This is a genomic window from Nostoc sp., assembly GCF_036917195.1.
Lineage (GTDB): Bacteria > Cyanobacteriota > Cyanobacteriia > Cyanobacteriales > Nostocaceae > Nostoc.
In genome coordinates, this window is the sequence record NZ_JBALDG010000039.1 from 180,648 (window position 1) to 194,438 (window position 13,791).

Sequence of the window (13,791 nt, forward strand, 5' to 3'; positions counted from 1 at the left end):
TATTTTCACACAAAAAACGGTAGAGCAATAAATACTCTACCGTTGTTCGTTTGTAGGCTTCATATCCACTTTACTTGATTTACTTACTGATTATAGTGGTGAATACTACCTGAAATTACTTATAAAAGGCGATCGCTCAAAATGCTAGCGTCAATCATGCGGTGATATTCGTCAATCCTCCACTCAGCAACTATCACAGTCATGACGATTAATTTCTCCTAATAATTCTTTATATTCTCCCATTTTAAATGACAGCAATGTATTGACCTCGATCAACATGATACTTTGCCAGCATATTCTCTAAATCGTCATAAAATCGCACTTCAATACCAGCAGCCTGAGAAATCCACTGAGCGTTATCAAAATATTGTTCTATTGAGAAATCTTGTGCAGGATAGGTACAAAACCAAGCTGACCATTCAATTGCCCTCCAGGTATAGCCTTCAGCTTTGAGAAAATCTCTGATTTTAATAGTGGGTGTTATACCTCGTCCAGCCTGATTACCTACTTTAACAATAATGCGCTGTCTGCTTCCAACAAAAGGTGGATAATCTAACCAATCAAGTGAGTTAATTCTTCTCCTACTTTTTAATTCCTCAAGGAAAGGTGACAAATTTTTGGTTTCTGTAATAATAAACAAATGCTCTACTGCACGAGTTAAGGTAACATAAAAAAGACGACGTTCTTCAGCAACTACTTGCTCAATGCTGTCACCAAAAACACGGCTAAACATCAAATCAGGGTGTATTAATGGGTAACAACGAGAGACAGCATCAAGTATTATAACTATATCATTCTGAAGACCTTTATACTTGTGAGCGGTTGATATGGTTACAACCTTTCTTGATTCTTCAGGAAGATAGGAGTGTATCAAGTTTAAGAAGTTGTCGAGTACGCCATCTCTTGATGTACGTTTACCATAATTCACATACCAAGGTAAACTATTCTTGCGGCTGAGTAAAACTACATTTTTTCTATCCTTGATAGCCTTGTCTACTAAGCGCAATATAGCAGGTGTTATACTATCCCCTGAATGCTCTTTTTGCTCCTTGGGAGTTGGATCAAATTGTCCCATATCAGCAATTTCAACAGTTCCAAATATAGTTTTATGGGCACGAGCAGGAGTACCCAATCCATGCATCAATGTATTACCGATATCGACGATTGAAGTAGCTGAACGGTAATTAGTCGTTATATTGAGTTTTTGCGAAGGCTGGAAAAACTGTGCGAAATTCTGGTAAAATCGGAGGTCAGAACCAGCAAAGCCATTAATTGCTTGCCAGTCATCACCAACACAGAAAAATTTTGCTTGAGAATTTTGTTCTCTAATTGCTTTTATTAAATGGTGGAAGAGTTCTGAAAAGTCTTGATATTCATCAATGAGTATGTATCGAAGACACTTTAAATCACCAGTGCCAGATTTGCGACGAAATACGGTTTGTCCTGATGCAACAGTTGTCGCAGCTTTTTGCATTAGTCCATCAAAATCTTCCTCGCCTGTTGCCTTAAGGTGTTGTAAATAGGACTGATAAAACCTTTGTGCAAGCTCCAAAAAACGCTGCTCGACATCACTAGCACACTTATGATTATCAACGAGAGAGGCTAATTTTTCTGAAGTGAGAGACAGTTTGCGACAACGCTGGATAAATCCTTCTACTACTTTGGTAAAACGGTCTATTGCTCTAAGTTTAATTTTCTTCCAAATCTCGTCTTCACTTAAGCGATCGCACCTAACACCATAACTTTCAAGACATCGCTTAAGTAAAGCACAAAAATCCTCTACTCCCTCAAATCTGAGAGTTGTCGGGGATAATTCCACAAAATGCCAGTTAGGACAATTTTGCCAATATTCTCGCTTTTCTTCCGACATGATATCGTAATCTGGATCGCCTTCTAGTCCAAAATATTCAATAACTATCCCTTGATTTTCTCCAGTAAAAATCGTAAAATCAGGGTAATAATTAATGCCATCCCACCAAAAATTACGCTCGTATTTGTATGTAATATTGTGTTCTAATAAAAAATTTGCAATTACTTTCTCACCAAAAGACTTGTAGTGCTTTCCGTCAAGCCCTATTCTTGGCAATGAGCGACGGTAACGCAACATTTCTTCAGGACTTTTATCATAACCACCCCAAGCAATGCGCTCCCAGTCTTCACGAAAGTTCGCCATCATCAAAACGCGAATTTTTTCATAAACATCTGGCTTGCGGCGATACTCATCAATTACAGTCTGTAAAACTTGGGCTTTGTTCTGTTGTCCATCTGGTTCATTGAAAAGAATACTTTCTTCTGGATGAACTAAGGCATAAGCTAATGCATGGAAAGTCATTACATGAGGAATAGAGCTTTGTAATTGTAGAGTAAGGCGCTCTCGTATTTCTTCTACAGCCTTGCGATTGAAAGCTAAAAGTAAAATTTCATTGGGTGCAATACCGCAATGTTTTTGTAAAAATAAAGCTCGATTTACCAAAGTTGAAGTTTTGCCACTTCCAGCCCGTGCTACTACTTGTATATGACCTTCCAAAGCCCCAATTGCTGCTGTTTGCTCAAGGCCAGGTGAGGAGTTCAAGTTGCTTTTTACCCAATATTGCACATAACTTAACTTTTCAGATTGGTACTCTTTAAATGATATGTGTTCAGTACATTTAGTATGATAGAAGTTATCAACATTGAGAAAATTTTGTTCAAACTGGTTTTTTAAGTTTTCAAGTAAAACCTGTTTTTCTGCTTTTCGTCTTTGTACGCCTTTTACTTCTTGCCCCCTTCGGACTAATTCCAAAATTTCTTGGCGAGAAAGAGGTGGTGATATATTGCTAAATTTTCTAAGAAATTGCTCTTTTTTATATCTAAAAATTAATCCATCTCTGTATTCTATCTCGAATGACACTTCTGATGTTTTTAGTTCATGTACTGCATAAACTTTTCCTTGAGTATAATACTTTACTCCTCCTATATTTCGTTTTTGATCTTGATATTTAACTTCTTCTTTAAGGCGGCTAACTTCTTTTTTATGCAGCAGCCTCCAGAGATTATCGTTATCACCAATAACTTCTGCAAAACTTTGAACAGTGTGAATCTGTAAACTGTTATCCATACTCTGCTTTACTCTTACTCAACTGCTTACAGCGATTTAAGCACCTATTTTCAGTTTTCCCGCAGACAGAGCATAATCAACACCAAAGTAGAAATCATAGAACAGATGTTAGATTCATCTGCTGTTTGTTTTTTTGTCGTATTGGTAGACAACAAAAAAACGGTAGAGCAATAAACACTCTACCGTTTTCTAATTTTTATTTGAGACTTAAATCTCAAACCCTAAATCTTACTCAACACCTTGGGGTAATAATTCCCGACGCTGTTGAGAACTAACTTGCACAACGCCATTTTCATCCACATCAATTAAGGCAGTATCGCCATCCTTAATGCGACCAGACAGAATTTCTTCTGCTAGGCTATCTTCTAACAGGCGCATAATTGCCCGACGTAATGGCCTTGCGCCGTAGCTGGGACTGTAACCTTCAGTGATCAACCGATCCTTGAAGCGGTCTGTAACTTCTAAGGTGATACCCTTTTCGGTTAGACGACCAAATACTTCCTTGAGCATAATTTCGGCGATTTGGGTCACCTCTGGCTTGCTCAACTGACGGAAGACGATAATTTCATCGAGTCGGTTGAGGAACTCTGGACGGAAGTACTGCTTGAGTTCTTCGTTCACCAAAGAGCGAATTCGGTTGTAAGTTGATTCGCTAGCATCTTCGGAGAATTCAAAGCCGATACCGCTACCGCCTTTTTCAATTACCTTAGAACCAATATTGGAAGTTAAAATCAGCAAGGTGTTCTTGAAGTCCACCGTGCGACCTTTGGCATCAGTTAACCGACCGTCTTCCAAAATTTGCAGCAGCATGTTGAAGACATCGGGGTGGGCTTTTTCGATTTCGTCGAACAACACCACGGTGTAAGGACGCCGCCGCACGGCTTCGGTCAGCTGACCACCTTCGTTATAACCAACATAACCTGGAGGCGAACCAATCAGCTTGCTGACGGTGTGACGCTCCATGTATTCCGACATATCCAAGCGGATCATTGCTTCTTCCGAACCGAAGAAGTAAGCAGCCAAGGACTTGGCTAACTCAGTTTTACCTACACCAGTAGGCCCAGAGAAGACAAAGCTAGCTATGGGTCGATTGGGATTTTTCAAACCGACACGAGCGCGACGAATTGCCCGTGAAACTGCTTTCACAGCTTCATCCTGACCAATTAAACGCTGATGCAAAGTGTCTTCCATGTGTAGCAGCTTTTCAGATTCAGATTCGGTGAGTTTGTTCACCGGTACCCCAGTCCAAGAAGCGACAATGTGGGCAATGTCTTCTTCTGTAACTACAGGTTCTTCACCTTCATTGCCAGTTGCATTGGTCTTGCTTTGAGCGATCGCCCGGATTTCGGCTTTGATTTCCATCTCGCGATCGCGCAATTCTCCAGCTTTGTCAAAGTCTTGAGAGCGCACCGCGTCATCTTTTTCTTTTAATATCTGACGCAGTTCTTTGTCTAACTCTTTAGCTGCGGGTGGCAGTTGGGAGTTAATCAAGCGCACCCTAGAACCAGCTTCATCAACCAAGTCGATGGCTTTGTCTGGGAGGTAGCGATCGCTAATGTAACGGTCTGATAACTTCGCCGCCGCTACCAATGCTTCGTCGGAGATTTTCAGTTTGTGGTGTTGCTCGTAGCGTTCGCGCAGACCATACAAAATTTCAATTGTTTCATCAACCGTGGGTTCGCCAACCATCACTGGTTGGAAACGCCGCTCTAGTGCTGCATCTCGCTCGATGTGCTTCCGGTATTCATCTAGGGTTGTAGCTCCGATGCACTGCAACTCACCTCTGGCCAAAGCTGGCTTGAGAATATTAGCTGCGTCAATAGCACCTTCTGCCGCACCTGCACCAATTAAGGTGTGTACCTCATCAATCACGAGAATGACATTACCCGCAGAGCGGATTTCATCCATGATTTTTTTCAAGCGTTCTTCAAATTCACCCCGATACTTGGTGCCTGCTACTAGCAAACCAATATCCAGCGTGACGACGCGTTTATCTTCTAGGATGTCAGGGATATCTTTAGTGGCAATGCGTGAAGCTAAACCTTCAGCGATCGCAGTTTTACCAACCCCTGGTTCCCCAATCAGCACTGGGTTATTTTTAGTCCGGCGACCCAATATTTGAATCACCCGCTCAATTTCCTTGGCGCGTCCCACTACCGGATCGAGCTTATTGTCTATTGCCATCTGGGTCAGGTTTGAGCCAAATTCATCCAGAGTCGGGGTTTTTGTGCGCCCGGATGAACCGCCTGGTGAAACTTCGGCAGTTTCTCCCAACATGCGGATGACTTGGGTTCTTACCTTAGATAGATCCACACCGAGGTTTTCTAGCACCCTGGCTGCGACACCTTCCCCTTCGCGGATTAGGCCCAACAGCAGATGCTCGGTGCCAATGTAGTTATGCCCCAGTTGGCGTGCTTCTTCCAAGGAGAGTTCTAAAACTCGCTTTGCCCGTGGCGTAAACGGAATTTCCACGGCAACAAAGCCTGATCCCCGTCCTATAATTTTTTCAACTTCAATTCGGGCATCTTTGAGATTGACGCCCATTGATTTCAGCACCTTGGCAGCCACTCCAGTGCCTTCGCCAATCAGACCCAAGAGGATCTGCTCGGTTCCGACAAAGTTGTGACCTAAACGGCGGGCCTCTTCTTGGGCCAGCATAATTACCTTAATGGCTTTTTCTGTGAAGCGTTCAAACATGGCATTTTTCCCATCACCTGCGGTCGTGCCGGTATGCTGATTTTAGCACAGGCAAAGCTTTTGGATGCCTGTATAACAGATTATAGACATCCAAAAGCTATGACTTGGGTTGATGGGCTAATTGTTAACTATTGACTACTTTTATGTAGCTAGTGTACTGAGGAGCTTTAGTTCACCAGCGTTTTTGGGATTTATTACAAATAGCTGACTACTTACATTAAGAGTTTCTTTACTTAATCCCAAACTTTTATTAATAACATATTTATCTTTATATGTCAATTCTCAAAAAATATTTATAATTTTTAGTTATTTTTTTTATTCTTACTATAAAATATTTAAATATAAATAGGCGCAGCAAAGTTACATTTTTTTGCTGAAGCTGATCACAAGCCTCGATAATTCAAAATTAATAATCCCTAACGAAGTAGAGCAGCGTAAATAATTAAAGATTTATAGGTAAAAATTCAGCCCTCGAAGTAGGGCTAAAGCGCTTTTAACAAGACCTTACGCGAAGACTACGAGTTAAATTCTACATTTTTTACATTAATTAACATAGTTTGATTTATTCTCGCCTACCTCTCTTACTTAAAAAGCAAGTGCCAAGAGGATTTGTCCAAGCGATCACTAACTAGGGTATACCAATTGTCCAAAGTCTTTTGAAATTGGGGGTGTTGCAGGTCTGACATCCAAAGGATTAGCGCATCCTCACCGTTATCTTGGTAGTAACGCCGCCGCCGCCCAGCTGTTTTGAAGCCAAATTTTTGATATAAAGATATTGCCGCCAAGTTAGAAGCTCGGACTTCGAGGGTAGCTCGCTCCAAACCGCGATCGCAAGCTGTCTTAATGAGTGAATATAGTAAAGCTGCACCCAAACCTTGACGATGATATTGGGGATGAACTGCCAAAATTGTAATGTGGGCTTCCTCTAAAATTGACCAAAAGCAACCGATTCCTAGCAAACTTATAGTAGAGAACCGGGAAAATAAACCGAGTAAATCGCTGTTGGGACTATCCAATTCTCGTTTGTAGCCCTCCAGAGTCCAAAGTCCGCCAAAACAGGCTTGATCAAGTTCTAGTATTGCACTGAGATTTTCTAGTGTCAGTAATTTAATTTCTAAGTCTAATGAGATCACATTTATTGAATAAGATTACAAACCCTTTGTAAACTGGGAATCGGGAGACGAACTCAAAGCCCGTAATTTGAACAAGGACAACTTTTATATTTATGGTATCGACTCACCCTACTGGGGTTCAACATTCTGGAAGTCAATATTTACCTCAAAAATACGACACCAACGCAAATCCATCGCCTAATCAAGAACTTTTACCCTTGACTGCCAGAGTTCATAACCATGACCTCCTAGAAATTGGTGGGTGTGATGTCACAACCCTAGTTGAGCAGTTTGGTTCACCTTTATATATTTTAGATGAAGAAACCCTGCGTTCGGCTTGTCAGCAATACCGAGATGCTTTCAAGCAATACTACAAGGGCGAATCTCAAGTATTGTATGCCTCAAAAGCTTGGAGTTGTTTAGCAGTTTGTGCGATCGCAGCTTCTGTTGGGCTGGGAATCGATGTAGTTTCTGGGGGCGAACTTTACACCGCCCTGCAAGCGGGTGTTAATCCCAATAAAATCTACCTTCACGGAAATAATAAATCTCGTGAAGAACTAATTTTAGCGATCAAGTCTGGTGTCACCATTGTGGCAGATAACTGGCACGAGTTGCGTACCCTTGTCAAAATAGCCCAACCTGCTCAACCAATCCGGATCATGCTCCGGCTAACTCCTGGTATCGAGTGTCACACCCATGAATATATTCGCACGGGACACTTAGATAGCAAATTTGGCTTTGATCCCAACGATTTAGATGAAGTGTTTACTTTTGTTAGTCAACAACCTGCCCTTGAGTGCGTAGGAGTACACGCTCATATTGGTTCCCAAATTTTTGAGCGTCAACCGCATCAAGATTTGGCTGCTGTCATGGTGCAGTGGCTGCGGGATGCCACAAAGTATGGTTTAAATATTACAGAGTTAAATGTTGGTGGTGGTTTGGGGATTAAGTATACAGAATCAGACGATCCCCCCAGCATTGAAGAGTGGGTGAAGGCAATTTGTGAAGTAATCCAAGAAGCTTGTGCAGCCGAAAATCTGCCTTTGCCGAAATTACTTAGTGAACCAGGGCGATCGCTAATTGCCACAGCTTGCGTCACTGCCTATACTATTGGTTCATCCAAAGTTATCCCAGAAATTCGTACCTACGTAGCGATCGATGGGGGAATGTCCGATAATCCCCGCCCAATTACTTACCAATCAGTTTATCGGGCAGTAGTTGCTAATAAAATGTCTTCTCCTTTAACCCAAACAGTGACAATTGCTGGGAAACATTGTGAATCAGGAGATATTCTGATTAAAAATGCACTACTCCCAAAAACTGAACCAGGAGATATTCTCGTAGTTATGGGAACTGGTGCGTACAATTACAGTATGGCATCTAACTACAATCGCTTGCCCCGACCGGCAGCAGTTGTAGTGACGAATGGCGAAGCAAATTTAATTTTGCAACGTGAAACTTATCAAGACTTAATTCGACAAGATCGCCTACCAGAAAGACTGAAAAGTCAAGAGTTAGGAGTTAAAAGTTAGGAGTTAGGAGTTATACCGATTATCTATAAGGGTGCTCCAGAACTTGGGGATTTTGTCCCAAGTGTGACCAAGCTTGATTTTGTGCAGTTTCACAAAGAATTGGTATTAGGAGTTAAGAGTTGTCAATTAAAGGTTTTTTCATAACTCATAACTCATAACTCTTCACTCCCAATTCATAACCGTAATTAGAGGCAAAAGTTTAATCCAGATGTCATGAGAGATTGGTGGAAGCAATGGCTGACAAACCTAGGATGGTCACAGTCCTTGCTACTTGGGACTCTGGATATTGTGTTAGTGCTGGCGCTGACATACATGATACTAATTATTATTAGTGAGCGCCGGACACTGTGGATGGTGCGGGGATTCATTATCTTAATGCTAGCCTCAGCACTAAGTGGCAGATTAGGACTACCTCTGCTAAGTTTTGTACTGGAAAAGTTGGTGATTGGTTGTGCTGTAGCAATGGCAGTTGCTTTACAGTCAGAGTTTCGACGGTTTTTGGAACAATTGGGGCGTGGCGAATTCCGCCAGTTGTTTCAACCTGATCGGCTGGCAATCCCTAAATCTGATAGTGTAATTGATGAAATTGTTGAGGCTGTTAAAGAATTGTCAAAAAACCGCATTGGAGCTTTACTAATTTTGGAAACCACAGGGCAAATTGATGAGCGAGATTTTTCTGTGCCAGGAGTAAAGCTAAATGCGGAGGTTTCTAAAGAACTGATCCAAACAATTTTTCAGCCAAAAACTTTGTTACACGATGGAGCAACATTGATTCGTGGCTCACGGCTTGTGTCATCGGGTATAATTTTACCACTTTCGGGACGCACAGCCTCGCGCCAGTTGGGAACACGCCACCGAGCGGCAATGGGAATTACTGAGCGGGTCGAAAATTGCATTTGTGTCGTTGTATCTGAAGAAACGGGTTCCATTTCCTTAGCGGAACGAGGAACCCTAAATAGACCGCTGACGATTAAGAAACTGAAAGAGTCATTAGAAGAGGCTCTTTTGTCTCCAACTGTGGATAGGGAAGCTGTTGCTCCTGGTGTGTTGAGTTTTGTTCGTCAGATAGGTGGGAAAACACTAGGACTGGTTTCACGTTTACTCAGATTACCATCGACCGCTTCTCGAGATAAAAAATGACAGCACAACAAACTAAATTGCAAGATTTGCCTACTGACTTAAAACGAGAACTATTGCCGCAGCACGTTGCGGTAATTATGGATGGCAATGGTCGATGGGCTAAACGTCAGGGGTTACCCCGGATTATGGGTCATAAGCGAGGAGTAGATGCTCTCAAGGATTTACTTCGCTGTTGTCAGGATTGGGGAATTCAGGCGCTGACGGCTTATGCTTTTTCAACAGAGAACTGGAAAAGACCGCAGGAAGAAGTGGATTTTTTGATGACTCTGTTTCAAAGAGTTTTGCGCCAAGAACTGCGGGAAATGGTCGAAAAGAATGTTCAAATTAAATTTGTGGGAAATTTGCAAGACCTGCCACGATCGCTCCAACAAGAAATATCCCGTTCAATGGCAGAAACTAAGGATAATCGCGGTATCCGGTTTTCGGTCGCAACTAATTATGGCGGACGGCAGGAGATTTTACAAGCTTGTCAGGCGATCGCAAAACTTGTCCAGCAAGGTCTGCTACAACCCGATGAAATTGATGAACAAGTATTTGAGAGCCACTTGTACACAGCAGGAATTATTGACCCAGATTTGTTAATTCGCACAAGTGGAGAAATGCGCCTCTCAAATTTCCTGCTCTGGCAAATGGCTTATGGAGAAATTTACATTACCGATACTCTGTGGCCAGATTTTGACCGCGCTGAGTTTCACCGCGCTTTGTGTGCCTACCAGCAACGGGAGCGGCGGTTTGGGAAAGTGTAAAATAGTGCTGAGTAGAAGAGGTGATTATTCTCTTAAAAGAAGCCGCTCTCCGAGCGTCTACGCGTCTGTACAAGAGTGCTGTGTAAGAAGTAATTCAGTAGGCTGAGTATTGCTTTCAATCATTTTGACGCGATCGCACATTAATTGCAAGCGATCGCTTTTGTCAGCTATACGTACTTTACGAGATTGGTGATCGCAGTAATCTGCACCAGATTGATGCCTGGGAACGAGAACATACTCTGAAAATTTTCTGGGGTCGCCAGTGATTTGATTAATTTGCCATTGTTGAGCGTTTTCTGATTCAAGGTTTTCTCCTGTGTTGCTCATAATCGCGCGATCGCTCCCGATCACTTCTCAACTCAAATAATGAGCGATAGCACTAATTTTATGCTCAACAAATTTTACCGTCAAAATTTGTGGAAATGCGATCGCTATCGACTTTCCTAAATTTAGGGTGAATTGTACTCAGCACTTTCTTATGGGCCTGAAAACACAGCTTGTTCTATATCATCCCGACTGAGAGAATATTTGAATGAACGTTGGATATCTTGTCCATTTTCCCCAGATTGGACATATCGCACTACAATTTGCTCAACGTCGAGCCATAGTTCAGCTTGCCAAGTAGACCGCTGTATACGCCAGCAATGTCTCTGTACATCGTCTTGTTGACAGCCTTGGTCTTTTAGCCACTGTTCAATTTGTGGCAGGGGATGATTATATAGGGGGGTATCAGAGGGAAGAAGAGGCATAGGTATTTGGGATTTTAGATTTGGAACTTTCCTGCGGAACGCTACGCGAACGGCTTGGCTCAGTCGAACGATTTTGGATTAGGGAATTTTTTAATTTTTAATTATCATAGGGGTAATTAGTTGCGACGCATGGGTAATTTGCTGTTGTACAGATGCAGTTAGTTGCAGCAAATGGGTTTGGAAAGCAGCCTCACCACGAGTTAAGCCAATGGCAACTGCTAATAGCAGACAACCTACAAATGTTAACACCAGCATAAATAAAGCAAAGATTTCGCCAGATGAGAGGGGGCGATCGCTCGCATCGAGGTAAGCTGATTTTGACCAGTCATAGGAACGCGAGACGGGATGATTCAAATCAGAGGGTGGTTGAATCACTCCAAAGCGGGAATAGCCAATTTTTAAATCGTAGCTTAACCGACTTTCTGGATGGCTAAGGGTGGCGTAGGCTTCGTTGATTTGCTGAAATTTGGCAGTGGCGATCGCAGTAGGCAAGTCTGTAGTATCAGGATGATAGCGTTTGCTCAGTTGCCGATAAGCACGACGAATGTCGATTACCGATGCCGAGGGATGCAGTCCTAGCAGGGAGTAATAAGTTGGTTTACTGCTTTGTGGCATTGCCCCGTTATGATTCACGGCTGTTTGAGTCACCTTGCTCAAAGATATTTTTTATATTTTAAATCCTTTGTGAATTGGGGAAGACGCAAGAAGACACAGTAGGTCTAATATCTGATAAAATGTTTTATAAAGCATTGAATTAAATGCGATGCATATCAAAATTAATCTCGAAAATATTTAAACTCTCACCGACTTCAAGGGCAATGCCAAGGACTATCTAGAGCGGATCAAGCCCACAAAGTCGCCGCTTGTACTAACTGTGAATTGAAAAGCGGGGGTTGTGGTGCATGAAGCGCAAGCGTTTCAGCAGATAATAGATAAACTCGCTCGCCTTGAGGAAGAACTCCAAAAATTCAAGCTAGAAGCGTTACGCAGTCAAATCGACATTGGTATTAAGCAACTTGAGAGCGGTCAGTATACTGAATATAACGACGAGTCACTTTCAGCTTTTTTTGCAAATATTAAAGCGCGAGGACAAGAAAATTTGGCTGACAGCGATTCTTTATGAGTAGATTTCGGATTTCTACTCAAGCAGTTCAAGATATTGAAAATATCTGGAAATATGTAGAGCAATGTTGGGATTGCTGAGTGTGCTGATTATGAAAGTAGCATTTGTTAAATTCCGTTGAATTTACTAGTAATTTTGATTTTTTTGTTTATGATTACTTTCCTGTAAGTTTTTGTCTTCCCTGTTAGTAAGGATTCAGGTCTAAAATTTAGGAACCAAGGATGGGCGAGACAGATAATTATTAGAGTCAGCCAGTAATGCTTGTACAAAAAAATAGGCTTTTTACCTGTTCGTAGGTCATAGATGCTACCCAACTCTAACCTACTTGTCCCACGCATTTAGGCTTTTGCTAAAGGTCTATTGATTGCATTTTTTCTCTATTGATAAATTAAGTTGCTCTGTCCATTAATTACGAATTATGAGTTAGTAATTATTTTGGTCAATAGCTTGATATGCTACCTCATGCCTAACGCAGTAAATCAGCACGGGGTTTAAAAGTTTCAATTTGCCGCAACTTTTCGTATAGTTCCCGTTCTTCTTGACTAATATTTTTTGGGGTAACTATTTGAATTTCTACTAATTGATCACCACGTTTACCGTCATCGCTGGGGTAGCCTTTATTCCCTAGTCGAAATTTTTGACCAGACCTAACTCCTGGGGGAATTGTCATTTTCACTGGCCCATCTAAAGTTGGTGCTTCTACTTGTCCTCCTAAAACTGCTTCACTGGGAGTAACTGGTACTTGGCAGAGGATATTTAAACCTTCTAGCTTGAATAATGGATGAAGTTCAACGGTAATTTTTAAATATAGGTCGCCACCACCAACGCCTTGGTTCCGCAAACGAATGGTTTGACCTGTTACCATACCTGGAGGCATGTTAACTTCTAGTGATCGCCCATCTTCCAAACGAATGCGTTCATTACCACCATTGTAAGCTTTTTCTAGTGGGAGCGTTAATCTAGCTTCTATATCCCGACGGGTAGTGCGAGGTGGGGTGTTAACGGTGTAGGCAACTTTTGTTCTAGGGGAACGAAACGGATCGCTAGTATTGCCATTACTGGAGTTACTTGTGCCATTCTTATTTTTGACGCCGATAACTTGATTAATAAAGCTTTCAAAGTCAGAAAATTGGCTTGGATCTACGTCCTGATTACTGTTGCGATCGCTTTGGCTACTCTGCCAAGTTTTAGCCTTTGGCGTCTTAGGGTTGCCCGCAAAGCCTTTTTGCTTCCAGTAGCGGCTAAACTGGTCGTACTGCGATCGCTTGGCTGGGTCTGAAAGGACTTCATAAGCCTCGCCGATATCCTTAAATTTTTCCTCAGATGCTTTGTTACCCGGATTGAGATCGGGGTGATATTGCCTTGCTAACCGTCGATAAACCTTTTTAATTTCCTCACTAGAGGCGTCTTTAGATACTCCTAAAATCTCGTAGTAATCTCGAAAATTCGGCAAATTTTGCATAGTCAGTTATTTAAATTTTAGATTTTAGATTTTAGATTTTGGATTAATTAGGAGTTAGGAGTAGAGACGCGATTAATCGCGTCTGTTATGAGTTGAAAGATTTAATTTTTAAGTTCTCACTCCTAACTTCTCA

At 41.9% G+C, this 13,791-nt stretch carries 11 protein-coding genes; 4 read left to right on the top strand and 7 right to left on the bottom strand.

What is annotated here, in order from left to right:
• Positions 1-244: 244 nt before the first annotated feature.
• The 3 genes from V7K40_RS14250 to rimI form a co-directional block, all read right to left on the bottom strand.
• A complete protein-coding gene (locus V7K40_RS14250) occupies positions 245-3,097 on the bottom strand; it encodes a UvrD-helicase domain-containing protein (RefSeq protein ID WP_334960575.1) in 2,853 nt (950 codons plus the stop codon).
• A gap of 228 nt (positions 3,098-3,325) precedes the next feature.
• Positions 3,326-5,794 (bottom strand): ATP-dependent Clp protease ATP-binding subunit, encoded by a 2,469-nt coding sequence (locus V7K40_RS14255; RefSeq protein WP_334960577.1) that lies wholly within the window; start codon positions 5,792-5,794, stop codon positions 3,326-3,328.
• 581 nt (positions 5,795-6,375) lie between these two features.
• The gene (rimI, locus tag V7K40_RS14260; RefSeq protein ID WP_334960579.1) at positions 6,376-6,927 is read right to left on the bottom strand and encodes a ribosomal protein S18-alanine N-acetyltransferase; all 552 of its coding nucleotides are present in this window, start codon (positions 6,925-6,927) and stop codon (positions 6,376-6,378) included.
• 92 nt (positions 6,928-7,019) lie between these two features.
• Here rimI and lysA point away from each other — a divergent pair, with 92 nt between their 5' ends.
• The 3 genes from lysA (at position 7,020) to V7K40_RS14275 (ending at position 10,324) form a co-directional block, all read left to right on the top strand.
• Positions 7,020-8,438, top strand: coding sequence for a diaminopimelate decarboxylase (lysA, locus tag V7K40_RS14265; RefSeq protein ID WP_334960581.1), 1,419 nt, complete (start codon positions 7,020-7,022; stop codon positions 8,436-8,438).
• Positions 8,439-8,651: 213 nt separating this feature from the next.
• Complete coding sequence (cdaA, locus tag V7K40_RS14270; protein WP_334960583.1) at positions 8,652-9,578, top strand: diadenylate cyclase CdaA; 927 nt, start codon at positions 8,652-8,654, stop codon at positions 9,576-9,578.
• Positions 9,575-10,324 carry an isoprenyl transferase gene (locus tag V7K40_RS14275; protein ID WP_334960585.1) on the top strand — a complete coding sequence of 250 codons (750 nt, stop codon included), beginning with the start codon at positions 9,575-9,577 and terminating at the stop codon, positions 10,322-10,324. Before cdaA ends, V7K40_RS14275 begins: the two co-directional genes overlap by 4 nt.
• Positions 10,325-10,381: 57 nt before the next feature.
• Here V7K40_RS14275 and V7K40_RS14280 read toward each other — a convergent pair whose 3' ends face one another.
• The 3 genes from V7K40_RS14280 to V7K40_RS14290 form a co-directional block, all read right to left on the bottom strand.
• Positions 10,382-10,651, bottom strand: a complete 270-nt coding sequence (locus V7K40_RS14280) for a hypothetical protein (RefSeq protein WP_334960587.1) — start codon at positions 10,649-10,651, stop codon at positions 10,382-10,384.
• 149 nt (positions 10,652-10,800) lie between these two features.
• Positions 10,801-11,073, bottom strand: coding sequence for a DUF3143 domain-containing protein (locus V7K40_RS14285; protein ID WP_334960589.1), 273 nt, complete (start codon positions 11,071-11,073; stop codon positions 10,801-10,803).
• Between the two features lie 90 nt (positions 11,074-11,163).
• On the bottom strand, positions 11,164-11,688 hold the full coding sequence (locus V7K40_RS14290) for a J domain-containing protein (RefSeq protein WP_334960626.1): 525 nt from the start codon (positions 11,686-11,688) through the stop codon (positions 11,164-11,166).
• 280 nt (positions 11,689-11,968) lie between these two features.
• Here V7K40_RS14290 and V7K40_RS14295 point away from each other — a divergent pair, with 280 nt between their 5' ends.
• Complete coding sequence (locus V7K40_RS14295; protein ID WP_334960591.1) at positions 11,969-12,196, top strand: hypothetical protein; 228 nt, start codon at positions 11,969-11,971, stop codon at positions 12,194-12,196.
• Positions 12,197-12,662: 466 nt separating this feature from the next.
• On the opposite strand, the gene V7K40_RS14300 is transcribed toward V7K40_RS14295, so the two are convergent.
• Complete coding sequence (locus tag V7K40_RS14300; protein ID WP_334960593.1) at positions 12,663-13,658, bottom strand: J domain-containing protein; 996 nt, start codon at positions 13,656-13,658, stop codon at positions 12,663-12,665.
• Positions 13,659-13,791: the final 133 nt, after the last annotated feature.